The sequence below is a fragment of the Chelatococcus asaccharovorans genome (assembly GCF_003201475.1).
In the GTDB taxonomy this organism is placed as follows: Bacteria; Pseudomonadota; Alphaproteobacteria; order Rhizobiales; family Beijerinckiaceae; genus Chelatococcus; species Chelatococcus asaccharovorans.
The window spans coordinates 109,754-132,505 of the sequence record NZ_QJJK01000016.1 but is presented as its reverse complement, the minus strand read 5'-3'; the positions used below and the strand labels follow the sequence as shown (position 1 = coordinate 132,505).

The following is a 22,752-nucleotide window of genomic DNA, read 5'->3' as shown; positions in this document are numbered from 1 at the left end:
CTAATGTGCGTTGTCTGCGACGGCGGGGCCGCGCCGCCCGACCAGGAAGTCGAAGTCCGCGCCCGTGTCCGGCTGCATGATGTGCTGGAGATAAAGCCGCTCGTAGCCCGTCGCGGGTGCAGCGGATGGAGCATCACGCCGCTGCCGGCGTGCGGCGAGCGTCGCATCCGACACGTCGAGATGAAGGCGGCCGTTCGGCACGTCGATCGCGATCATGTCTCCCGTTTCCACGAGCGCCAGCGGTCCGCCCGCCGCCGCCTCGGGAGCGACATGCAGGATCACGGTGCCATAGGCGGTACCGCTCATGCGTGCGTCCGACAGGCGCACCATGTCCCTGACGCCGCGCTCGAGGAGTTTGCGCGGCAACGGCATATTGCCGACCTCCGGCATGCCGGGATGCCCCTTTAGGCCGACGCCGCGCATCACGAGCACAGAGCTCTCATCGACATCGAGCGCAGGATCGTCGATCCTCGCCCTGAAGTCCGATAGTCCTTCGAACACGATCGCGCGTCCCCGATGCACAAGCAGCGCGGGGCTTGCAGCCGACGGCTTGATGATCGCGCCGTTCGGAGCGAGATTGCCGCGGAGCACGGCGATACCGGCCTTCTCGCGGACCGGCCGTTCGAGTGGCCGGATCACCTCGTCGTTCCAGCACGGCGCTTCCGCGAAGGTTTCGGCGAGCGCCTTGCCACTGACGGTCCGCGCATCACCGTGCAGCAGGCCGCCGAGCCTGCGCAGCACGACCGGCAGGCCTCCGGCATAGTAGAAGTCCTCCATCAGGAAACGCCCGGACGGCATCAGATCGACCAGAAGCGGAACCTCGCGCCCGATCCTGTCGAAGTCGTCCAGCGTCAGCGCGATCTCGCACCGGCCCGCCATGGCCAGCAGATGGATCACCGCATTCGTCGAGCCACCGATCGCCGCGTTGACGCGGATGGCGTTTTCGAACGAGCGGCGATCGAGGATCTTCGACAGGCGCAGATCCTCGCGGACCATTTCGACGATGCGCCGGCCGGAATCCTGCGCGAGCACGAGCCGCCGCGAATCGACCGCCGGTATCGCGGCGTTCTGGGGCAGCGTCAGGCCCAGCGCTTCCACCATGCTGGCCATGGTCGACGCCGTGCCCATCGTCATGCAATGGCCGGGCGAGCGCGACATGCAGGATTCCGCCTCCATGAATTCGCGCCGCGTCATCCGCCCCGCGCGCGCATCTTCGCTCATCGAGAACAGATTCGTTCCCGAGCCGATATCGGACCCGCGATACTTCCCGTTGAGCATCGGCCCGCCGGAGACGACGATGGTCGGCAGGTCGCAGCTCGCCGCGCCCATGACCAGCGCGGGCGTTGTCTTGTCGCAGCCGCAGAGCAGCACCACGCCGTCGATCGGATTGGCGCGGATCGTTTCCTCGACCTCCATGCTGGCGAGGTTGCGGAAGAGCATGGCGGTCGGCCGCAGCAGTGTCTCGCCCAGCGACATCACCGGAAACTCGACCGGAAAGCCCCCCGCCTCGAGCACGCCCCGCTTCACATGTTCGGCGATGTGGCGGAAATGGCCGTTGCACGGCGTCAGCTCCGACCAGGTATTGCAGATCCCGATGACCGGTCTGCCATCGAACATGTGGTCCGGCGTTCCCTGGTTCTTCATCCACGACCGATGCATGAAGCCGTTGCGGTCGTCAGGGCCGAACCAGGCGGCGGAACGAAAGCCCCCAGGGCGATGATCGTCTTGTTCGCTCATGGCCCCGTCCGTCAGCAAGAGGCCGCGTGGCGCACGCCGCCGCGGCCGGGCGCGAGCCCGAGCATCTCCCGGGCCTCGGCCGTGGTTGCGGGCTCGAGCCCGAGCTCACGAACGATGCGCACGGCGCGCTCGACGAACTGGACATTGGTGCCGGGAACGCCGGGCGAGAGGTAGGGGTTGTCCTCGATCCCGACCCTGATGTGGCCGCCCAGGATCAGCGCGTGCGCCATGGCATGCAACTGGTCCGGCCCGATGGTGCTGACGTTGAAGAGCGCCCCCGCCGGCAGGAGCTCGATCATCATCTGCAAAAGCTTGGGTGTGTAAGGCAGGGCGCCTTGAAAGGCCGTATCAAGGCCGAAAACGAGGTTGAAGAAATAGGGCGCGGAATCGTAGCCGGCGGCGATCAGCCTCGCAGCGTCCTGCAGGATATGCGTCGGGCTGAAGGCTTCCCATTCCGGCTTGATGCCCTTCCGGCGCATCAGTTCGGCGAGTGCGGTCGCGCGCGAGGGTGGCGTCTTCATCACCACCTCGCGGCCGTCCGGCGCGGTGGCGATGAAAGTCATCGCGTCCATCGTGCACATGTCGGCGCCGCCATCGAGGCCCTTGAGCCGTTCAGACCAAATCACGTCGGTGATCCGGTCGCTCCCGGACACCATGTCGCCGTTGACGCCGCCTCCGGTCGAATTGTTGATGATGACGTCGCATCGCGCGCGGACGAGCTCGTTGATGCGGCGGTAGATCGCACCGTCGCAGGTCGCCTCGTCGTCCGGGCGGCGGGCATGCAGAGCGGCGACGCTGGCGCCAGCCTCGACGCAGCGCCGGACGTCTTCGGCAATCTCCTCAGGCTGTGTCGGGACGTAGGGCGTGTGCGCCTTGGTCGCGAAGCCGCCGGTCGGCGCGATGGTGATGATGACTTTGCGGGTGGACATTGTTCTTCTCCGTGGCGGTCAATGGGCCAGCGCACGCGGCAGCCAGAGAACGAGTTCAGGAAAGACGATGATCAGGACGAGGGTCGCGAGCATGGAGAGCAGCATCCACGAGACCCATTTCGTCGTCGCTTCGACGGTTGTATTGGCGATCTTGGCCGCCACCATGAGGTTGACCGAGAGCGGCGGCGTGAACATCCCGATAATGATCATGAAGGTCATGATCACGCCGAACCACACCATGTCCCACTGATAGGCCTGGCCGATCGGAACCAGCAGCGGCAGGAAGATGATGAAGATCGGGAAGCCGTCGAGGAAGATGCCGGCGACAATGAGCAGCAGGATGATCATGGTCAGCACGCCGTATTCGCCGATCGGCAGGCTGGTGACATAGGCGACGACGGGTCCGATGAATCCGATGGTGCTCAGTGCCCAGCTGAAGATGCCGGCGAAGCTGACGATGATCATGATGATCGCGGTCAGTTCGGCAGCCTCGACCAGAAGCTCGTAGACCTGCCGCATGGGGATCGCCCGGTAAATGACGATGCCGACAAAGAAGGAGTAGAGCGCAGCGATCACCCCCGCCTCGGTGGGGGTGAAGAGGCCGACGCGCAGCCCGCCGAGAATGACGACCTTCGCCATCAGGCCCCAGAGGGCATCCTTCAGACTGGCCCAGAAGGGCGGGCGTGGGTCGTCCGAGCGGCCGCCGAAGCCATAAACCCGCGACAGCACGTAGACGGGAACAATGAGCGCCAGCCCGGCCAGCGTACCGGGAATGATACCGGCCGCGAACATGTCGGGCACCGAAACACCGGGCACCATCAGCGAATAGACGATAAGCGTCACCGATGGCGGCACGAGGATGTCGGTGGAGGCCGCGGACCCGACCACGGCCGCGATGAATGGCCGGGGATAGCCGGCGCGGATCATGGACGAGGTCATGACGCCGCCGATCGTCGCGGCGATGGCCGCGGCCGAGCCGGAGATCCCGCCCATCAGGATCGCCATGACGACCGCCGTGACGGCCAGTGAGCCCGGCCCGGTTCCGACGATCGCCTGGGCAAGTCGCAACAACCGCTGGGCGACGCCCGAGCGTTCGAGCACCGCGCCGGTCAGCACGAACATCGGGACCGACAGGAGGTTGTATTTCATCAGCGCCGTCTGGACGGCGATCGGCACGGCGTCCATGCTGAAGCCGGCGACAAGGATGACCATCATGCCCGCCAGGCCGAGCGCCGCAAAGATTGGCATGCCTATGGCGAGAAGGATGAAGAAGCTGGAAAACAGCAGCGTCGACGTCACGGGGCATTCTCCGAGCGACTGGTGACGAGCCGGATGACGGCACCGAGGGCCCGCAGGCAGGCGAGCGCGGACAGAAGCGGAAGCGTCGCATAATAGATCCATTGCGGATTGCCGAGGCCCGGCGACGTCTCTTCGAGTTCGTAGGAATCGATCGCAACGCCGGCGCCATAGATGACCAGCACCACGAAGCAGGCGATCATCGCGAGCAATCCGATAAACTCGGCCATCTTACGGCCCTTCTCGGGCAGCATATCCGTGAAGAAGGTTACACTGATGTGGCTTTTCTTCACGATACCAGACGAAACGCCAACAAAAACCAGAATAAAAAGCAGGACAACCGAATATTCCTCGGTGAATGCGAAGGAGATATTGGTGAGATAGCGAGTCACAACGTTAAGCAGCGTGATCACTGCGAGGATCGCCATCAGGGCCGCAGCCGTTGCCTCCTCGACAGAGACGGGCAACCAGAGGCGTCGCGGGGCGTCCTGATGCTGGACAGCGTCGGAACTTCCGAGATCAAGCGGCTGGCCCGCCGCGATCTCTTGCGCGAATGCACTTGGCGCATCCGGCTGCGCGGCTGCATCGGCAGCGCTTTTGCCGTCTGTCATGATCCTCTCCCATTGCCGATCGCTTCTTTTGCAGCTTCCTCGACGAAGCGCCGTCGCGCAGGAATCCAAGAGCGATTTCTATACTAAACTAAACTTGTTGATCGGTCGGCGTGAAGAGCGCCTTCACCCAGGCTGGGCGGGCGGGCTCTCGGCCGTAGCGACGGCCCAGCTCCGCGACGTGGCGCACCAGATCGGCGTTCGTCGGCAGGCCAAGTTCTTCATAGGGATGGTCGCCCAGGCCGATCGCGACATGGCCGCCCTGCGCGATGGCATATTCCGCCATCGCCAGGACGCTTGCGCCATGGCAGCAGACGAGCCATTCGACCCCGGGAAGCGCACCGAGGAACGTCAGATGCGCTTGCAGCCCTTCAATCGACCCCGGATGCGCGGCCAGGAAGCCAGGCCCCCCCGTGACGAACAGCAACGGGAAGGGTGGCTGGATGATGCCGGCGTCGATAAGGGCGTGCAGGGCCCGGGTCCAGCTGACGTTAAACGACGTGACATACGGCATGAGACGCGCCGAACGCGCCGTATCTGCCATGAACGTCACGGTTTCGGTCGTGTTGAGAAAGAGCCTGTCGGTCGACCGGAAGGCATGGCTCTCCCAATCATACAGGTCCATGCAGACGGAGCCCGGCTCGATCGCCAGGAAATCCGCGCTGCCGAAGCCAGGGGCGAGATTGGCGATGCGCTGCTGTGCCGAAGCTCCCGGCGTATTGGCCAGCGACGGCGCCAGCAAAATATCGCATCGGCTGCGGACCTCTCTCGCAATCGCGGCGTAGGTCTCCGGATCATGGGCGGGCGCGCCGTCAATGGTCCTTCCGTGATAGTGCGTGATCGAGGCGCCCGCCTCGCAACAGGCCGCAATATCGGCAGCCAGCTCGTCAGGCGTCCAGGGAACATTGCGATTGGGGTCGCGCCCGGCATTCTCGTTTGCACGCAACTCGATGATCAGCGGCTTTGTCACTGAATCTCCCAGAAGTTTAGTTTTTTGTTGAACGCAACATAATAGTAAACTAAACCGTGTCAATCGAATTTCACAATGTCAGGGAGGGGCAATTGGAAAAGCAGGGCAATGCGCTCTTGGAAATGGCCCAGCGCATTCAGGTCTATGCAGCGCATGGGAGGTCCATCTCGATTATGGATTCCGTGTCGTTCGCGGATGCGCGGGACGCCGGCCAGATAATCGTCACGGGATCCCATGGCGGGCGTAGCGCCGGCGAATACGCCGCGCGCATCATGCCGCTCGTGTCTGTCTGCAGCGATGCCGGGATCGGCAAGAACGGCGCCGGCGTCGCGGGCCTCAAGGAGCTCGACGCATTTGGCGTGATCGGTCTGGGCGTAAGCCACCTTTCCGCCCGCATCGGCGACGGCATGGATATCTGGGAGAACGGCGTCGTCAGTTATGTGAATGATTGCGGCAAGCTGGCGGGTATGTCGCCGGGCGCCAGGCTGGGGGAGGTCCTCAGGACTTTCCTCGACGGTAATCCCGCCGGGCTGGCCAGGCCAGTCGGCGCTTCGAGACAGAAATCTTCGCCGATGGAACGCCGAATCCTTGCGGAGAATATGGGACGCCGGCTCGTCGCTATGGACAGCATCTCGATCATCCATGATGAAGACCGAGACCAGATCGTGATAGCCGGCTCGAATGGCGGGCTGGCCTCCGGCGAGTTGACCTTGCGCGTTAGGCCTGCCTTGGTCGCGTTGAATGACGCCGGAATCGGGAAAGACAGAGCGGGAATCGCCGGGTTAATCCAGATCGACCAGGCAGCAATCCCGGGCGTCGGGATCAGCCATGATACCGCCGAGATCAGCAGCGGCGCAGATATGTGGATCAACGGAATCGTCAGCTTCGTCAATGAAAGCGCACGCCGCCTCGGCGTCGAGGCAGGCATGACCCTGCCGGCGGTGATCATGGGAAGGCTGACGAGTTAACTGGCGGGCACTTTACTAGACCACTAAACTAAACTAGCGTTTCACAGTTGCCGCATGATGCGCGTCGACAACGCCATACACAATAAATGCAGTGGGAGGATGACATGCTGAAGAAGATAGCGGCCGCTCTGGTCGCAAGTCTGGCCCTCGCCGGCGGCGCGAAGGGCGCCGACTACAAGCCGGAATACAAGCTCTCCATCGTCACGCCGATGGATTCCGTTTTCGGTGTGGCGGCCAACGGCTGGGCGGACACCGTACGCGAGAAGACCAACGGACGCATAAACATCAAAATCTACCCGAGCGCGATGCTGCTCGGCGGCGAACAGACCCGCGAATTTGCAGCGCTTCGCGAAGGTGTCATCGATATGGGCATCGGCGCCGGCATCAGCTGGTCGCCGCAGGTCAAGGAATTCAATGTCTTCTCCCTGCCCTTCCTGATCCCCGACGACGCCACCGCCGATGCGGTCGTCGCCGGCCCGGGCGGCACCATGATCTTCGATCGGCTTCGCAGCCTCGGCATCGAACCTCTGGCCTGGGGTGATTCCGCGTTCCGTATCGTCGCCAATGCAAAGCTCCCCATCCGCAAACCGGAGGATTTCAAGGGGCTGAAGCTGAGGGCCATCGGCTCGCCGCTCTTCACCGATTTCTACACATCGCTCGGCGCCAATCCAACGCAGATGAGCGCGATAGACATGCAGGCCGCCCTGGCCACAGGCGCGATCGATGGCGCCGACCAGTCTGTTGAAGGCTTTCGCATCTTCAAGCTCGTTGCGTTGAAGCAGAAATATCTGACCTTGCTCAACCACTGCTGGGAGCCTCTGGTCTTTTCGGTCAACAAGAAGGTCTGGGAACAGTGGTCGCCGGAAGACCAGAAGATCGTCAAGGACGCGGCGATTGAGCAGGGCCTGAAGACGCGGCAGCTAAAGCGCGACGGGCTCACGGCGACGGACGATCACGTGCTGAAGGAAATCGAAGCCTCGGGCGCGCAAGTGATCCAGCTCACGCCGGAGGAGCGGGCCGCTTTTCGCGAGGCGACGAAGGCCGTCTATCAGAAGTGGGCGGCACAGCTGAACCCGGCGCTCGTCGCGGCGGTCGAGAAGTCAGCGGCCGAGGCTCAGAAGAAGTAGCGGAGATAGCGAGCGGGATGCAGCAGGCGGCCGGTGTCAACGCTGTGTCCCGGGAGATATGCGATCCGCGCGGAAACTCCCAGGATCAGCAGCCCCAGCGCAAAGCGGACGTATGCACTGGGGCATCCCATAGCGCCTCGATCTCAGCATCAAGGAGCGTAATTGTCACCGAGCAGCCGGCCATGTCCAGCGCCGTGACATAGTTGCCGACCAGATAGCGCACCGGCCGAAGGCCTGCATGGCGTACCGCCTGATCGACGGAGCGCGCCATGAGGTTGAGTTCGATCAGCGGCGTCGCTCCGAAACCGTTGATGAGAATAAGGGCATCGCCGGATTCGGAGACCGGAAGGCATTGCAGCACCTTCGAGACCAAGTGCCGGGCGATCGCGTCGGCGTTATCCAGCTTCACGCGCGTCTGTCCTCTTTCGCCATGTATGCCGACGCCGAGTTCCATTTCATCGTCGTTCAGCTCGAAAGTCGGCGTCCGGTTGGCAGGGACCGTGCAGGAGGTGAGCGCCACTCCCATCGACTTGGTCTGGGCCACCAAGCGCTCGCCAAGTATCATGAGGCGATCCAGCGGCCAGCCCATTTCTGCCGCTGCGCCGAGGATCTTCTCGACGATGAGCGTACCGGCAACGCCGCGCGCCCCTGTCGAGCGCCCGTCGATCGGGATCGACACATCATCGGTGACGAGAATGCTGCGCAGGGCATGGTCGCACATCTCGGCGGCCATATCGAAATTCATTACGTCGCCATCATAATTCTTGACGACGAGAAGCGTGCCTGCCCCCGTCTCGACCGCATTTATGGCCGCGACGATCTGGTCCGGCGTCGGCGAAGTAAAGATCTCGCCCATGCAGGCCGCGTCCAGCATACCTTTGCCAACAAAGCCTGCATGCAGAGGGTCGTGCCCCGAACCTCCACCGGACACAAGCGCGACCTTGCCCCGGCCGAGCGTACGGCGGCGCACGAACCTGGCGCCGGGTTGCACCACCAGGATGTCGGAATGGGAGATCGCCAGCCCTTCGAGACTCTCCGCGACGATGTCTTCGGGCCTATTGATGAGCTTCTTCATGGTGCGACTCGCGAGGCTGTCGTCAATGCCAGTCTCAGGATCGGCTGTCCGTCGGGTGAGCCTGCGGTGGAACTTGAGTCTGCCGGCTTGCGGCGACAGATCGGATAACCGCGCGAACGGCGGCCACGGCGTCGACAGGGACCGAAAAACTCTGCAAGCCGGTGGCGATAAGGGCCGGAAGAACCGCCGGATCGGCGCCCGCATCGCCGCAAAGAGAGACCGGGCGCCCCGACTGACGCCCGAACTCAACGACGGAGCTTATAATTTGCAGCACGGCTTCGTTAAGTGGGTCATAGACGTCGCCGACAGCGCCATTATCGCGCGCGGCGGCCGTTACATACTGTACGAGATCGTTGGACCCGATCGAGTAAAAATCCGCATTGAACCGCTTGATCGTGAGCGCTGCCGCGGGAACCTCCACCATCATGCCGAGCGAAACCGGCGCGCAAGCGACGCCCTCGCTGCTCAGCGCAGCGTATTCCTGCTGGAGAAGCTCTCGCACAGCCTCGAGCTCGGAGGGCATGGTCACCATCGGGATCATGACCCGCAGGGGGCCGACGGCAGCCGCCCGCAGCAACGCACGAAGCTGAACGCGAAAAACATCTCTGTTGGCCAGCGCCAATCGGACACCCCGCAGGCCGAGAAAGGGATTGCTTTCTCCGCCAAGGGAGAGGCCCGCGACGGGCTTGTCGCCGCCTGCGTCCAGCGTCCGGATCGTGACCGGCAGCCCCCTCGCCCAACGCAGGATCAGGGAATATGCGTTGAGCTGCTCCTCTTCCGAAGGCAGGGCCGTGCCCATGAACATGAACTCGGTGCGGACGAGACCTATCCCGTCGCAGATCACGGGGTCGATCCCGGAAAGTTCGTCCGCACCGGAGACATTGATGAGCAACCTGAACTCATCCTGCCCACCGGTGCTATTCTCCCACACCGTCGGACGAGCGGGCATGCGGCCTGCGCCAGCCGTTGCTTTTGCCTGGGCAGGCAGTGCGTGGTTTCTCTCCGGATTGATGACGACGATTCCGTTATTTCCATCAACCAGTGCTGTTTCGCCCGGCCTATCCGGCAGCCCCGCCGCCTGCACGATCATCGGCACGCCGCGAGAGCGGGCCAGAAGCGCGACATGGCTGCGCGGACTGCCGCGCCGGGTAACCAGGGCACCCCCCTGTCGCCAATCGACGGAGAGAAACTGTGATGGCAGCACCTCGTCAGCAAAGACGATGCTTCCAGGGGGCACAGGGTCAGGTGACATCGTCCCGTTCAACAAGGCCGTCACGCGAATGCTCAGATCCCTCAGATCGGCAGCTCTGGCAAAAAAATCCTCATCGTCCGACTGCTCATAGCCATCGATCTCGGCCTGTACCACCTCGGTCCAGGCGTCCGCTGCATCCTTTCCGGCGGCGATGGAGGCCGCAGCACCTCCCATGAGCGTCTCGTCACGCAGGAACTCGCGTTGGAAGCTCAGGATCTGAAGCCCATCGTCATGCGACCGGGCCATGAGCTCGGTCAATTGCGCCGTTGCCGACTCGATCGCCGTCCGAAGGACCTGCAGGCCATCTCCATTGCGTGCTCGGCTCGACGACTGCGCGGAGCGCAATACATGGACCGGGCCATGCGCGCGCCCGGGCGAGGCGGACTTGCCGATGATTATCAACTCGCCCGCCGCCGGCTCGGCTGGCTGTCCGTCGAAGCCGCCTGCAGCGAATGAATGGACCAACGCCAGCGCGCGCGCAGCATCCGGCCCGGCCGTTCGGATGTGAAGCGTGGTGCCGCGCCGAGCCCTCACCCGCATCAGCTTGACGATGCTGCGAGCATCGATCCACGGCCCCTTCGGGTCCGTCGCGATCTCGATATCGGCGTCGAACTGCCGCGCCATCTGCACGAGGCGAACGCTCGGACGCGCATGCAGCCCGATTGCGTTCGTCAGGAGAACCGACCCTCGCCGATAACATGTCATGACAGCGCTCAGCGTCCCACGGCCTCGGCCGTCGCACGGACCACGGCCAGAGATGAACCGCCCGATGCCTCGGTCGCTGCCACCACGGCCCCCTCTACGATCGGGGCATCGCAGATCACGACCTTGGAGCGCCGCCTCGGCTCAAGGGCTTCGATCGCCATCTCGGAGTTCATTTCCGCTCCCCCCAGATCGACGAGGATCGCCACGCCGGCATCGCTCCAGACCTCCTCGATGCCTCCCCGGATGCGCTTAGGATCGGTTCCCAGATCGCCGACCAGATTGCCTCCCACTGCCGCAACCTGCACATTGTCGCCGACCATCTGATGTATCATTTCGCGAATTCCTTCAGCCAGCTTGGCTGAGTGGGACACCAGCACGATGCTTACATTCGTCATTTGCATTCCTTTGCAAGGACCGAGCAGACCGCCTTTATCATCAGTTCGGCTGAGCGTGCGCCGGGATCCAGATGGCCAATGGAGCGTGCTCCGAGAAAGGACGCCCGCCCCCTTTGCGCCTGCAGTGGGATCGTCGCCTCGGCCGCGGCCGATGCGGCCTCGGAAAAGGCGGCGAGGCTGAGCGGCTTACCCGAGAGCAGCAAGCCGCTCAGCGGAGCCAGTACGTCGATGACCGTCTTCTGGCCCGGGCGGGATTTTCCGCGAGCGCAAACGCTCTCGACGCCTGCCTCGAATATCTGCGCGAGCGACGCTTGGTCCCGCGCTGTTCTGAAGTCCTTGGCGAGCGTCATGAAGAACGTGCCGAAAATCGGCCCGGCTGCGCCGCCGATATTCATGACCAGGATCATTCCGACACGCTGCAATATTCTCGGCGTTTCAAGCTGAACAAGCTGCTCCGTTTCCGCGGAGATCGCGCGGACGCCACGAGACATGTTGATCCCGTGGTCTCCGTCGCCGACGGCCTTGTCGAGGCGCGTCAGCTCCTCGGCATGCTCTTCGATCGTTTCGCAAACGTGCTCGATCAGCCGCCTTTTGATCGCCGCCGAAAGATCCGGGAAGGAAGCGTCAGAGTGCTGCGACACGGGCTTGTACGGGGTTGAAAGTGTAGGAGTTCCTGTGCCGCGCGATGCGGCCTACCCCCGGATAGGCAAAGTGAAACGCGAGGAAGACCATATTGTCGGTCGCCGCCATGTCAAACAATCGGGCTCGCGTTCGGGCGGCGAGCACGCCATCCGCATCGCCATGGAACTCCCATTGCGGGTTCGCGACCTGCATCGGGTGATGCACGGCATCACCGGAGATCAGCGCGACCTGATCGTCGTCATGAATGGCGATCGCGCAGTGATGCGTGGTGTGGCCGGGCGCGCTCACCGCGGTAAAGCCAGGCACGAGCTCTTCGCCTGGCTGGTAGAATACGATCCGTTCTCGCAACGGCAGCAGCGCATCGCCGACGCCGCGGATAATCGGCGCAAGGAAGGAGCCCGAGGGGGCCGAAGAGATATCGGTCCAGAAGTCAAAATCGGCCGCATTCACATAGATAGGCGCCTTCGGAAAAGCCGGGTGGCCCTCCGCGATGGCGACCCCGCCTGCATGGTCGAGATGGGGATGCGTCAGTATGACATCGGTAATCTTTGCCCGGTCTATTCCGGCCGCCGCGAGATTGGCCAGGAGCTTTCCCGTCGTCGGGCCGAACAGTGGATTGGGACCCACGCCCGTATCGATCAGGACCAGGCGCTCACCCCGGGAAACGACGAGGCAGTTCTGCGCGATGACGAACTGCCCATCCGTGCATCCGCCCATCCCGACGCTCTCGAGGACATCCTCGTCCGGCGCGTTCAGATACTGGCCCACGGCAGGGCCGAGATGCATGTCTCCGTCCGACACCACATGGATTTGAGCTCCGCCGAGATCGAGCTTCAACAGCGCCTCTCCCTTATGGCCATCGCCATTACAGTTTGCCAAGTGACTGAATAGCCAAGTGATTGAATTGCCAAGCGCTCGAAAAGCGGCTGATGAAGCATCCGCCCCGCCGGCTTTCCCCGTCCGGCTGCCACGCAGCTTCCTCCACTCAGCGGCGGCCCGGCACCGCAGCATCAATTGCCGAAACCGAGGTCGTGCAGCACCTCAATATTCTAAACTGAGTTTAGTTCCCGAAGCAAACTTTCACAAGGAAAAATCGTCCGCAGAGCCGATCTGCGCAGCTAATCCTGAAGGCGGGCTCACGACTCTCGACGCCTCGGCCAGGCTACCGCTCTCGTCGACGCCAGCGCGGACCGGACGCATGACTGTGCCCGCTTGATCTCGAGCGGCCTCCTTATGCGTGCACCTTGAAGGCAGGCAGGTAGTTCTCAACATCGTTCCTCCTCCCGTTTGCAGGCGTTGCGTGGTCCGTGCCCATCGCCCACAGCATTGTCGGATACGGACACGGCCCTGACTGGCAAGATGCTCCCTCTCGGTTGAAGAACGAGGCTACAAGGTTTAGTAAGAAAGAGGCCCCAATGGCTCGCTAAACCAGAGACGATTCCATGGCACCCGAGCCGCTCTCGCGCGACGATTATGTCGCCTCCTACAAGACGCTGTTGCGAAATATTATTGATCGCAACCCCTCAGGCCTTCGCCTGCGGCTCGCGAAGGAACTCAGCACACACAAGAGCTTCATCTCGCAGATCACCAACCCGGCGGACGCGACCCCCATCCCGGTCAAGCATTTGGCGTCTCTTTTCCGGCTGTGCCACTTCACAGCGGATGAGGAGCATCTTTTCATGACTTTCTATCAGGGAGCGCATCCGAATCGGGCGCCGAAGCTGGTCAGCCAGGACGAGGAAGAGGTTCGATTCAAGACGATCAAGGTCGAGGTGCCGATACTGGCAGACAAGAGCAAGCAACAGGCTCTGGAGCGCTATGTCGCGAACTTCGCCCGCAGTTTGCGGCATTTCGTTTGAGATAATGAATTCGCGAGGCCAAGGGCGCCAGTGTTACGCCAGATGGAATCCACAGGTGCACAGATGTGAACGAGCCATTTCAAAACATTCTTCGACTCGTTCTGCCTCGCTGCGCACTGGTTTGTCTCGCTTTGAATCGGTCCGGGACGGGTGGCGATGGCTAACGCCGAATTGCACCGATGGCAGCGCGCCCGTGGACTGCGTGATCAAGAACGTCCGCCCATCCCCAGCCCGCCGCACCCAGGGAAGACCATTCGTCGTAGTCGGCGGGCGTGCCCCGATTAGCCATCTGGCCGTTGATGCTCGAGCCGCCTCCCATGATCCGCGCCTGGATATAGCTCTTCGGCTTGACGGCGCCGGGATTGTTGTGCGGGACGGGAGCGAAAGTCGCTTTCAGGTCCTCCCAGGCATTCTTCCTGTTGAACGCCGCAGCATAGGGATAAAGATCGTTTATCTCGGACGGCTCCTGGCCGGGCGGCAGATCTCGCCCTGCCTCCAGAAGCAGAACCTTGACATTCGAGTCCGCCGACAACCGGTTTGCAAGAACGCAACCGGCTGTCCCGCCACCAACGACGATGTAATCCCAGATCATGCTGCACCCGAATAGACTGTGCGAACGTCCCGACCACTTACTGTGCTCGGTTCCGACCTTCCTCGACGACTTCGGCTAAGGCGGCGGCTGCGGTTGCGTCTCCCCTTACCACCTTCTGAACCGCCAGGTTCAGATCCCCATAGAAGGCACCGACATTGCACTGCGGCGGCAGGAAGGTGGCGTTCGTTCCCCAACCCTCGGCGACAGCCTTCATCCATGCCAGTTCGGGACTAGCGAGTGCGGGCAACTTCAAAACGGACTTTCTAAAGGGAACCTGTCCCCCCTCAACGGTCCATTTTGCAGAGGCTTCGGCGCCGACCATATAGGATACGAAGTCGGCCGCTTGCGCGACATTGGGCGATCCCTTCCAGACCACGGCCGTCCAGCCATCAAGGATATATGGGCCCGTCTTGCCCTGCGTCCAGCTTGGCCAGGGAAGGACGCCCACCTGCGATTTGTCGAATACAGCCTTCTGCTGGATGCTAGCGACCCGCGATGTTCCGGCTACCGTGATGGCTTGGCGACCGCCGATGAACAACTCCTGGCTGTCATCACTGGTTTGCACAAGCGACTCTTTTGAAACAGCGCCCTCTTTCACGAGGTTGGCCGCCATGCTCAAAGCTTTTATGCCAGCTTCTGTCGAGACGTCGGGGACACATTTAGCGTCGAACAGCTTGGGCTGCAGTTCCGCCATCGCCACTGCCAGGAGTGGCTGGGACGCGCCATCCCTGGACAGCGGAATCCCGAGACCCCAAGTCGTGTTGCCCCCCGTCGACTTGGTCATCTTCTTGGCGCTAGCCAAAAGTCCGTCCCAGGTGCCGACATCGGTGGGCGTCACGCCCGAAGCCTCGAACAGGTCTTTGCGATAAATGAGCGTGTTCGACAGGAGCATGATCGGCGCCGCAAGGATCTTGCCGTCCTGCGTGACAGCGTCAAATGGGGCCGTCGTTACGTAGTCGTCCCATTCCTTCTGATCCCATTTGCCGAAGGCCGTCGCCTTCAGGTCGGCCGCGATGCCGGCCGAGAGCGGGAGCACCAGGCTTGGATAGTTGACCCAGGCGATGTCCGGCGCCCTGCCACTGCTTGCTGCGATCGTGAACTTGTTCGCAATCTGGCTCCAGACTTGCGGCTCGACTCGAATTTTCACGCCGGGATGTTTTTTTTCATACTCTTCGATGAGACCGCGCAGCACACGCTCACGCGGCGTGTCCTTCGCAGGATCCAGGAAGCTCCACATGGTGAGGGTCGTCTGGGCAGAAGCCGTCGAAGCCGTCACCAACCAGCTTGCCAGTAACAGGCCAGAGAGTGACCGTTCGATCCATTGTGCATTCATTTCAGTACCTCCCTTTTTTGTTCACGTTGCACAACGAGCGACAAAATCCTCATCCAGGACGAGTCCCAGACCGGGTCCGTCGGATATGGACATGATGCCGTTCGAAAATTCGAAGCCCCCGCGACCCAATTGCTCCAGCATGGGATTGGATGCGGCCGAAACCTCGAAGATCGTGGTCTGGGGACAGGCCAGCGCGAAATGCGCGCTGGCCGCTGCCATGACGGTTCCAGACCAGACATGCGGGGATATTTCTATCTGGAAGGCGCTTGCCAGCCCCGCAATGCGCATCGCTTCGGTAATTCCGCCGCAGACACCGAGGTCCGGCTGGAAGACATCGAGTGACATCGCATCGACATAGGGGAGGAAATCGAACCGTGTGAAATCATTCTCACCGGCCGCGATGGCACAGAAACTCGCGGCTCTCACGTCCGGCAATGCCCCCTTATTGTCGCCGGATAACGGTTCCTCGAACCAGCGAAGCCGCGCCTCTCGCGCTTCTCTCCCAAACCGCTTTGCCTCTGCCGCGCTATAGGTGCCGTGAGCATCGACCATGAGGTCGATATCGCGGCCCACGATTCGACGCGCTTCGTTCACGCGCTCAATTGAGGTATCGACGGTTCCATCCCTTGCGCCGACCCGGATCTTCACGGCGCGCGCTCCCGTGCTCCGCAGATATGAGGTCACCTCCCGCTCCAACCCAGCGGCATCCGACCATCCGCCAGACGCATAGATCGGCAGCGTATCCTTCGCCTTGCCGCCAAGGAGACGCCACACGGGTTGGCCGCAGACCTTGCCGAGAATGTCCCACAGCGCGATATCGATCGCGCTCATCGCGCAGACGCTCAATCCGCGCCGTGCAATCGATGGAAATGCCCTGCCGGCCTTCGCCGCCATATCGGCACGTTGGCCATTATAAAGGCTCTCCCAGATCGCCGTTATGTCCAACGGATCGCGGCCGATAAGGCGTAGGCCGAGCTCCTCGTTGATGATCGCAGCGATGCTTTTGTCGGCTGCCGGCAACCCGCCTGCCCGTGTCTCGCCGACACCAGTGACGCCCTTGTCCGTCTCCACGGTGACGAGCACGGTTGTGAAGCGCTCCATGGCACCAAAATCACTGACGTTGCGATCGGCGACGGCAATGGGACAGCTCAGGTATCGGGCGGTTACCGAGGTGATCTTCATGGTCGTCATTTCGTGCTTCCGGCGAGCGAAGCCGTTGTCTGCGGGTCGAAGAAATGGAAATGCGCTGGATCAAAAGTCAGGTGAACCCGATCGCCGGAGCGCAATTCGGAGCTCAGCTCGGCACGGCATGACAGCTGCGATTCACCGATCTTGACGTAGGCGACGAGTTCCGGACCCACCAGTTCCACCTGCTCGACGAGTCCTACTGTTTCGGAACCGGCCGTCGGTCGGGCAAAAATCGCCTCAGTGCGGATGCCCAACACCGCATCCCGCGGTTCAAGGGAACACCACCTTTCTTCGGCGTTGACGGGCAGCGACAGCCCAGGAGCGATGAAAGTCGGGATTCCCTCCACTGCTTGTAACTGACCCGCGATGAAGTTGATTTCCCGCTCGCCGACGAAATTCGCCACGAACATGTTTAAGGGGCGATGATAGATCTCGTTCGGCGAACCGTACTGTTGCAGTTCTCCCTGGTCGAAGACTGCGATCTTTGTCGACATCGTCAGCGCCTCGGCCTGGTCATGCGTCACGTAGACGATCGTCGACCGGATACGGTCGTGAAGGGCTTTGATGTCGCGTCGCATCCTGATGCGAAGCCGGGCATCGAGGTTCGACAGCGGTTCGTCGAGGAGAAAGACGCCGGGCTCGCGCACCATGGCCCGTCCGAGAGCGATACGCTGCTGCTGGCCTCCGGAGAGTTCCTTCGGGTACCGCGCCAGCAGCGAGGCGACGCCAAGGCTCTCCGCAACACCCTTGACCTTTTTCTGGATCTCGGCTTCGGCGAAACCACGGCCCCTTGCACGGAGTGGGAAAGCGATGTTCTCGAAGACTGTCATATGCGGATAGAGCGCGTAGTTCTGGAAAACCATTGCGATGTTGCGCCTGTCCGGAGACAGGTCATTGACTCGCTTGTCGCCGATGAGGATGTCGCCGGAATCCGCCGCATGCAGGCCCGCCAGCAGGTTCAATGTCGTCGTCTTTCCTGAGCCGGATGGGCCAAGAAGCGACACGAAGTCACCAGATTTTATGTCCAGATCCAGACCTGCGAGGGCAATGACGGAACCGAATGACTTGCGAACGTGTGAGAACCGAACCTCGGTCATAAGCTACCTCAACCCTTGACGCTGCCGCCGGTCACACCGGAGACAAAGTATTTCTGGAACAGGATGAAGATCAGGATGATCGGCGCCATCGACACCATCGAGGCCGCGAGCAGCGGACCCCATTCACGCCCGAAGAAACCCAGATAGAAGTAGACGGCCACCGGCAGCGTGCGGACGGCCTGGCCCGAGGTCATGACGACGGCTACGACGAAATCGTTCCAGGCCGACGTGAGGACGAACAGACCCGATGCTATCATGGCGGGGCCGGTCAGCGGCAGGATGACGCGGCGCAAAGTCTCGAACCGCGAATAACCGTCGATCATCGCTGCATGCTCGAGTTGGCGCGGGATCGTGTTGAAGTACCCGAGCATGATCCAGATCACGATCGGCAGCTCATAGGCCGTGTACAGCAGGACGAGCCCGGTCCGCGTATCAAGTAATCCGATGTTGGCAATCAATGTGTAGGTAGGAACGAGTAGCGCGGCGATCGGGATCGACATCACCGTCACCACGACGACCATCACGAAATTGCGGCCGCGAAACGCAAATCGGGATAGCGCATATCCAGCGAACGTACCGATGCCAAGGCACAGCAACACCGTCGCGGCCGACACGATCGCGCTGTTGCCCATATAGCGGAACACATCGTTTTCGATCAGTGTCCTGTAGTGAGCAAACGTCACCTCGGACGGAATGATCTCCGGCGGCACCTTCAAGATCTGGTCTGTCGGCTTGATCGAAGAGCTGAACCCCCAAAGAAGCGGGGCCAGCGCGAAGAACACAATCACGCAGTTCAGCACGAACGTGCCGAGTCCGCGGGCGAGGATGGCTCGTTTGTAGCTCATCTCAGCTTCTCCCCCGGCTTGAAGAGGTGAATGAGGACGGAGATCAGGATCACGTTGAAAATGAACATGACGAACGACAGCGCGTTGGCGCGGCCGAGGGCATAGTCCTCGAATCCAAGCCGGAACGTTCGAAGCGCTATCGTCTCCGTCGTGTTGGCCGGTCCGCCCCCGGTCAGGATCAACTGAAAGGTGAGTGAGTTGATGAAATGCATCAGAAGACGCACGATCGTGATCAGGATCGGCGTCTTCAACAGCGGCAGCGTCAGCCGACGAAACCGATACCAGGCGCTGGCGCCATCGACGCGGGCGGCTGCGTAGAGCTCAAGGGGAATGCTCTTCAGGCCTGCAAGCAACAGGATCATCGCGAAAGCAGCATCCCGCCACATGGCGTTGTACGTCAACGCGCCCATCGCCGACGTCGAATTCGCGAAGATACTGAACCCGGACGAGCCGAATGGTCCAAGAACGGCCTGTGGCACCCCGGAATCCTGGGACAGGACCCACCGCAGGAGCAGGGAACCGACCAGCATCGAGATGATGTAGGGCACGAGCACGACGGCCCGCATGAAGACTTGCATCCGCCCATCCCGCTCCAGGTGAAGAGCGAGCGCCAACCCAACCGTGAATGTCAGGATCAACGACCCAAGCGCGAAGATCGCTGTGACCACGAAACTGTTCCGTACGGCCGGTGAGGTCAGCACGCCGACGTAATTGTCGAGGCCGATGAACGCGCCGACCTGGAAGTAGCGAACCGTATGGACACTGTAATAGACGCCCAGGGTCAGCGGGAGAAACACGAACAGGAACTCGATCAGCAGAGCGGGCGCGACAAGCCTCATAGCGAAGGCTTCACCGCCGTCGTCCGCCCCCTTCCCTCGAAGGCTGGGGAAAATCCTCACAAACTGCCTCCCCGATTGGTCTCAATAAATGAGATGCTTGTTTTCTTTATTGAGATGAAATATCCCTGTCGGAATGTCAAGTTTTTTTGTATGGACGCCCGATTGGGAGAGGCCGGGTTCAGAAATGGAAAAGTCATCGAAGGCGGGCAACGTCTATGCGGGCACGGCCCTGAAGGCGCTTGCGGTGTTTGACGTCATCGCCGACGCGGATCGCCCCCTCGGATTCAAGGATTTGATGAGTTTGTGCGGCCTGCCGAAGGCGACACTGCATCGCATGCTGAGCGCGCTCACCGAATCGGGCCTCGTCCAGTACGATCCCTCGGCAAGGACCTATTGGCTCGGCATGCGCCTGGTCGATCTTGCCGGCAGGATATGGGAGCGCATCGACTTTTCCGGCGCCTTCACGCGCGAACTGGAGAACCTGCGCAAGCTGACAGGTGTCAACGCTTACATTGTTGCGCTCGAGGGTTTCCAGGTCGCATACATCGATGAGCGTGGTTCGCTGCAGGAAGTGCGCCTCTACTACATGAGGGGCAGACGCCAACCCGCCTACTGCACGGCCGGCGGCAAAGCCATCCTGGCCTGCCTCGACCCCTCCGAGCTGCGGCGCCTGGTCGGTGTGCATGCGATGACGGCATATACACCTCGGACGATCACTGACCTGCCTGCGCTCCAGCATGAGCTGGGGCTGGTTCGCGAACGGCAATACGCGGTCGAGGATCAGGAACTGGAGGCCGGTCAGAACGCTGCTGCTGCTGCGATACTCGATCATCGCAACCAGCCGATTGCGGCCATCGGGATAGCTGGGGCTGCCGACCGTCTTTCCGTTGCCCGTTGCCATGAATTGGGGCCTGAACTGATCGCGGCGGCCAATCGCATAACGACGGCGCTACGACACCTGGGCGGGCACCCCGAAGCCGAACCCGTCAGGATGAACAGGACACACGACAATCAGATGTCCTGCGTCTTCCCCAGCACTTCGTTCATCGGCGACAGCCCGCTCTGGTGCGACCGCACGAACCGCCTCTATTGGGTCGATATTCTCGGGCCAGCGATCCATATAGGGAATCCGCAAACCGGAACCGTAACCACGATGCCGCTTCCGGGCCTAGTCGGGTCGATCGCATTGCGGAAAGATGGCGGCATACTCGCCGCTCTGCAGATAGGGCTTGCCTTCATATCCGACCGCGGAGAGATCACGCCGATCGCAAATCCCGAGGCCGCCAAACCACAGAACCGCTTCAACGACGGCAAATGCGATGCCTCCGGACGCTTCTGGGTAAGCACGATGAGCATGCAGCGCGAGCCCGGCCAGGGCGCTCTGTATAGACTCGACCCCGACCTTTCACTCAAGACCATGGAAACCGGGGTTTCGGTCTGCAACGGCCCGGAGTGGAACGTCGCGGGCGATAGAATGTATCTGGTTGACAACTTTCGTTCGCGGATTCTGTCGTACCGATATGACGTTGCAAGCGGCGACATCTCCGATCCTTCCGTCCTCGTTCAGTTCCCGGACAATGGCGCGGTGCCGGGCGGAATAGCCGTCGACAAGGATGATCATCTCTGGATTCCTATGTGGGACGGGAAAGAGGTCCTGCGGATCACGCCACAAGGCGAAATCAACGCCCGCTTTTCGATCCCGGTGCTCAGGCCCACCAGCCTGGCGTTTGGCGGAAGCGACCTCAAAACGCTGTTTGTCACCTCATCGCGCATCAGGATGTCGGCAACCGAGCTCGACATCTGGCCGCTCAGCGGCAGCGTGTTCAAGCTCGATGTGGCCGTCGAAGGCCGCCCCCAGGCGAAGTTCGCCGGCTAGCCAAGAGCAATTAAGGGAGACTGCCATGCCGCTGACCTTCAGAGTCGCCGTCGGGCAATTCAAGGAACTCATACCGGACGACCTGGCCTTCTGCAGCCAACTCGGCGTCTCCGGCATCACCGTCAACCGTCCGGATTTCTCCACTCCCTCATGGCGAAATTTCCTGGGAAAACACTATCCCTACGGCCCCGCCGATTTTACCAAATCGTCGAAATGGGACTTCATGGATCTCGTCAATCTGCGTCGGCGCGTTGAGGATTTCGGATTGCGGCTCGAGTCGATCGAGAACGTTCCCTACCACTTCTACGACAAGGTTCTGACGGGTGCGCCAGGTCGCGACGAACAGATCGACAACTATTGCGAGACTCTGCTCAATCTCGGGCGTGCAGGCATCAGGATCCTTGGATATCATTTTGCACCGAACCTGGTCTGGCGCACCTCGACCGCCAGGCCGGCGAGAGGTCGCGCAGGCGTCACCGCGTTCGACATGGATGAGGCTCACCTCGCCCCAAACACGCATGGCCGCGTCTTCGAAGAAGCCGAGATGTGGGAGAATTATGAATACTTCATCACGCGCGTCCTTCCCGCAGCCCAAGAAGCTGGGGTCAGTCTAGCCCTGCACCCGGATGATCCGCCGGTCTCTGCCCTTGGCGGCGTGGCGCGCATCATGAATAGTCTGGACGGCTTCCGTAAGGCCCTACGCATCGGGTCCAGTCCAAATCACGGGCTCACATTCTGCGTCGGAACCTGGGGGCAGATGGGGGGAAGCGTCGTTTACGACGCGCTTGAGGAATTCGTCGGTCAGGATCGGGTCAAGTACCTTCATGTCCGCAACATCAAGGGCTCAGTTCCCAGTTTTGCGGAGTGCTTTGTCGATGAGGGCGACATCGATATCGTTCGCATCCTGAAAATACTCCAGCGCAACAGCTTCGGAGGCTTCGTGATCGACGATCATGTCCCTCAGATGACGCATGACACGCCATGGGGGCATCGTGGCCGGGCTTTTTCTACCGGCTATCTACGAGGACTGTGCAGGGCGCTGGATTCGCACGAGACCTAAGCGACAAAGCCGGGGGTTACAGCTGCCTAGACATCGCCATGCCCTGGCAACCCTAGGATCAATATCGTACCGATAGGTCGCAATGCCTCGATATCTCACACCTCCCAAGTAACGGCTTTCTTTCTCAGTGCATTTTACGTGAAATGCACTGAAGCGGATATCTTCGCCCATTGTACAGACCGTATTCCTGACGGCCGGGTGTCATGCAAGGGTCTTTGAAGCCGTTCTGCCAAGCTGGTGTCAGCGTTTTGTCTTCGCGGGCGGGTTCCGCTCGTTAATGAGCTCCCAAATCTCTTCCGCGCGCCAGGCCGTTGTTCCTCCCAGACGCACCGGCTGGGGAAACTCGCCCGTCTTCACTT

Annotated in this window: 20 protein-coding genes and 1 pseudogene; 5 read left to right on the top strand and 16 right to left on the bottom strand. The window is 61.6% G+C overall.

The genetic code is table 11. The features are described from left to right. From C7450_RS29255 to C7450_RS29235, 5 genes are all read right to left on the bottom strand, one after another. Positions 1-1,737 carry an IlvD/Edd family dehydratase gene (locus tag C7450_RS29255; RefSeq protein ID WP_110378018.1) on the bottom strand — a complete coding sequence of 579 codons (1,737 nt, stop codon included), beginning with the start codon at positions 1,735-1,737 and terminating at the stop codon, positions 1-3. An 11-nt stretch (positions 1,738-1,748) separates the two neighbouring features. Next, entirely contained in the window at positions 1,749-2,666 is a 918-nt protein-coding gene (locus C7450_RS29250) for a beta-keto acid cleavage family enzyme (RefSeq protein WP_110378017.1), read from the bottom strand. Between the two features lie 18 nt (positions 2,667-2,684). Further along, the gene (locus C7450_RS29245; protein ID WP_110378016.1) at positions 2,685-3,965 is read right to left on the bottom strand and encodes a TRAP transporter large permease; all 1,281 of its coding nucleotides are present in this window, start codon (positions 3,963-3,965) and stop codon (positions 2,685-2,687) included. Beyond that, on the bottom strand, positions 3,962-4,573 hold the full coding sequence (locus C7450_RS29240) for a TRAP transporter small permease (protein ID WP_110378015.1): 612 nt from the start codon (positions 4,571-4,573) through the stop codon (positions 3,962-3,964). Before C7450_RS29240 ends, C7450_RS29245 begins: the two co-directional genes overlap by 4 nt. An 88-nt stretch (positions 4,574-4,661) precedes the next feature. Next, positions 4,662-5,540: a beta-keto acid cleavage family enzyme gene (locus C7450_RS29235; RefSeq protein WP_170147506.1), complete on the bottom strand. Its 879-nt coding sequence runs from the start codon at positions 5,538-5,540 to the stop codon at positions 4,662-4,664. Between the two features lie 92 nt (positions 5,541-5,632). Between C7450_RS29235 and C7450_RS29230 the strand changes: the two genes are divergently transcribed. Beyond that, a complete protein-coding gene (locus C7450_RS29230) occupies positions 5,633-6,508 on the top strand; it encodes a hypothetical protein (protein WP_110378013.1) in 876 nt (291 codons plus the stop codon). A 104-nt stretch (positions 6,509-6,612) separates the two neighbouring features. Next, on the top strand, positions 6,613-7,635 hold the full coding sequence (gene dctP, locus C7450_RS29225; protein ID WP_110378043.1) for a TRAP transporter substrate-binding protein DctP: 1,023 nt from the start codon (positions 6,613-6,615) through the stop codon (positions 7,633-7,635). A gap of 85 nt (positions 7,636-7,720) precedes the next feature. On the opposite strand, the gene dhaK is transcribed toward dctP, so the two are convergent. From dhaK to C7450_RS29200, 5 genes are read right to left on the bottom strand one after another with little or no spacing between them, the layout of a single operon-like run. Then, positions 7,721-8,710, bottom strand: a complete 990-nt coding sequence (gene dhaK, locus C7450_RS29220; protein ID WP_110378012.1) for a dihydroxyacetone kinase subunit DhaK — start codon at positions 8,708-8,710, stop codon at positions 7,721-7,723. 34 nt (positions 8,711-8,744) lie between these two features. Then, positions 8,745-10,667 carry an HPr family phosphocarrier protein gene (locus C7450_RS29215; RefSeq protein ID WP_110378011.1) on the bottom strand — a complete coding sequence of 641 codons (1,923 nt, stop codon included), beginning with the start codon at positions 10,665-10,667 and terminating at the stop codon, positions 8,745-8,747. 8 nt (positions 10,668-10,675) lie between these two features. Further along, complete coding sequence (dhaM, locus tag C7450_RS29210; RefSeq protein ID WP_110378010.1) at positions 10,676-11,062, bottom strand: dihydroxyacetone kinase phosphoryl donor subunit DhaM; 387 nt, start codon at positions 11,060-11,062, stop codon at positions 10,676-10,678. Continuing rightward, positions 11,059-11,703, bottom strand: coding sequence for a dihydroxyacetone kinase subunit DhaL (gene dhaL, locus C7450_RS29205; protein WP_245450205.1), 645 nt, complete (start codon positions 11,701-11,703; stop codon positions 11,059-11,061). Before dhaL ends, dhaM begins: the two co-directional genes overlap by 4 nt. After that, positions 11,687-12,541, bottom strand: coding sequence for an MBL fold metallo-hydrolase (locus C7450_RS29200; RefSeq protein WP_170147505.1), 855 nt, complete (start codon positions 12,539-12,541; stop codon positions 11,687-11,689). The genes dhaL and C7450_RS29200 overlap by 17 nt, the downstream gene beginning before the upstream one ends. 605 nt (positions 12,542-13,146) lie before the next feature. Between C7450_RS29200 and C7450_RS29195 the strand changes: the two genes are divergently transcribed. Further along, a complete protein-coding gene (locus tag C7450_RS29195) occupies positions 13,147-13,563 on the top strand; it encodes a hypothetical protein (RefSeq protein ID WP_110378008.1) in 417 nt (138 codons plus the stop codon). A gap of 208 nt (positions 13,564-13,771) precedes the next feature. On the opposite strand, the pseudogene C7450_RS29190 reads toward C7450_RS29195, so the two are convergent. The 6 genes and pseudogenes from C7450_RS29190 to C7450_RS29165 form a co-directional block, all read right to left on the bottom strand. Then, positions 13,772-14,152: pseudogene (locus tag C7450_RS29190) on the bottom strand (GMC family oxidoreductase N-terminal domain-containing protein); the annotation flags it as partial. A gap of 40 nt (positions 14,153-14,192) precedes the next feature. Then, a complete protein-coding gene (locus tag C7450_RS29185) occupies positions 14,193-15,488 on the bottom strand; it encodes an ABC transporter substrate-binding protein (protein WP_110378007.1) in 1,296 nt (431 codons plus the stop codon). A 21-nt stretch (positions 15,489-15,509) separates the two neighbouring features. After that, the gene (locus C7450_RS29180; RefSeq protein WP_110378006.1) at positions 15,510-16,679 is read right to left on the bottom strand and encodes a mandelate racemase/muconate lactonizing enzyme family protein; all 1,170 of its coding nucleotides are present in this window, start codon (positions 16,677-16,679) and stop codon (positions 15,510-15,512) included. Beyond that, positions 16,676-17,773 (bottom strand): ABC transporter ATP-binding protein, encoded by a 1,098-nt coding sequence (locus C7450_RS29175; protein WP_110378005.1) that lies wholly within the window; start codon positions 17,771-17,773, stop codon positions 16,676-16,678. Before C7450_RS29175 ends, C7450_RS29180 begins: the two co-directional genes overlap by 4 nt. 8 nt (positions 17,774-17,781) lie before the next feature. Further along, a complete protein-coding gene (locus tag C7450_RS29170) occupies positions 17,782-18,618 on the bottom strand; it encodes a carbohydrate ABC transporter permease (protein WP_110378004.1) in 837 nt (278 codons plus the stop codon). Then, positions 18,615-19,457, bottom strand: coding sequence for a carbohydrate ABC transporter permease (locus C7450_RS29165; RefSeq protein ID WP_110378003.1), 843 nt, complete (start codon positions 19,455-19,457; stop codon positions 18,615-18,617). Before C7450_RS29165 ends, C7450_RS29170 begins: the two co-directional genes overlap by 4 nt. A gap of 184 nt (positions 19,458-19,641) precedes the next feature. Between C7450_RS29165 and C7450_RS29160 the strand changes: the two genes are divergently transcribed. Further along, positions 19,642-21,333 carry an SMP-30/gluconolactonase/LRE family protein gene (locus tag C7450_RS29160; protein WP_170147504.1) on the top strand — a complete coding sequence of 564 codons (1,692 nt, stop codon included), beginning with the start codon at positions 19,642-19,644 and terminating at the stop codon, positions 21,331-21,333. Positions 21,334-21,358: 25 nt separating this feature from the next. After that, complete coding sequence (locus C7450_RS29155) at positions 21,359-22,393, top strand: mannonate dehydratase (protein ID WP_170147503.1); 1,035 nt, start codon at positions 21,359-21,361, stop codon at positions 22,391-22,393. Positions 22,394-22,752: the final 359 nt, after the last annotated feature.

What these genes read in the sequence shown, in the direction of transcription:
- C7450_RS29255 (WP_110378018.1), bottom strand. Translation starts at nt 1,737, where the DNA reads ATGAGCGAACAAGACGATCATCGCCCTGGGGGCTTTCGTTCCGCCGCC.
- C7450_RS29250 (WP_110378017.1), bottom strand. Translation starts at nt 2,666, where the DNA reads ATGTCCACCCGCAAAGTCATCATCACCATCGCGCCGACCGGCGGCTTC.
- C7450_RS29240 (WP_110378015.1), bottom strand. Translation starts at nt 4,573, where the DNA reads ATGACAGACGGCAAAAGCGCTGCCGATGCAGCCGCGCAGCCGGATGCG.
- dctP (WP_110378043.1), top strand. Translation starts at nt 6,613, where the DNA reads ATGCTGAAGAAGATAGCGGCCGCTCTGGTCGCAAGTCTGGCCCTCGCC.
- dhaK (WP_110378012.1), bottom strand. Translation starts at nt 8,710, where the DNA reads ATGAAGAAGCTCATCAATAGGCCCGAAGACATCGTCGCGGAGAGTCTC.
- C7450_RS29215 (WP_110378011.1), bottom strand. Translation starts at nt 10,667, where the DNA reads ATGACATGTTATCGGCGAGGGTCGGTTCTCCTGACGAACGCAATCGGG.
- dhaM (WP_110378010.1), bottom strand. Translation starts at nt 11,062, where the DNA reads ATGACGAATGTAAGCATCGTGCTGGTGTCCCACTCAGCCAAGCTGGCT.
- C7450_RS29195 (WP_110378008.1), top strand. Translation starts at nt 13,147, where the DNA reads ATGGCACCCGAGCCGCTCTCGCGCGACGATTATGTCGCCTCCTACAAG.
- C7450_RS29185 (WP_110378007.1), bottom strand. Translation starts at nt 15,488, where the DNA reads ATGAATGCACAATGGATCGAACGGTCACTCTCTGGCCTGTTACTGGCA.
- C7450_RS29180 (WP_110378006.1), bottom strand. Translation starts at nt 16,679, where the DNA reads ATGACGACCATGAAGATCACCTCGGTAACCGCCCGATACCTGAGCTGT.
- C7450_RS29175 (WP_110378005.1), bottom strand. Translation starts at nt 17,773, where the DNA reads ATGACCGAGGTTCGGTTCTCACACGTTCGCAAGTCATTCGGTTCCGTC.
- C7450_RS29170 (WP_110378004.1), bottom strand. Translation starts at nt 18,618, where the DNA reads ATGAGCTACAAACGAGCCATCCTCGCCCGCGGACTCGGCACGTTCGTG.
- C7450_RS29165 (WP_110378003.1), bottom strand. Translation starts at nt 19,457, where the DNA reads ATGAGGCTTGTCGCGCCCGCTCTGCTGATCGAGTTCCTGTTCGTGTTT.
- C7450_RS29160 (WP_170147504.1), top strand. Translation starts at nt 19,642, where the DNA reads ATGGAAAAGTCATCGAAGGCGGGCAACGTCTATGCGGGCACGGCCCTG.
- C7450_RS29155 (WP_170147503.1), top strand. Translation starts at nt 21,359, where the DNA reads ATGCCGCTGACCTTCAGAGTCGCCGTCGGGCAATTCAAGGAACTCATA.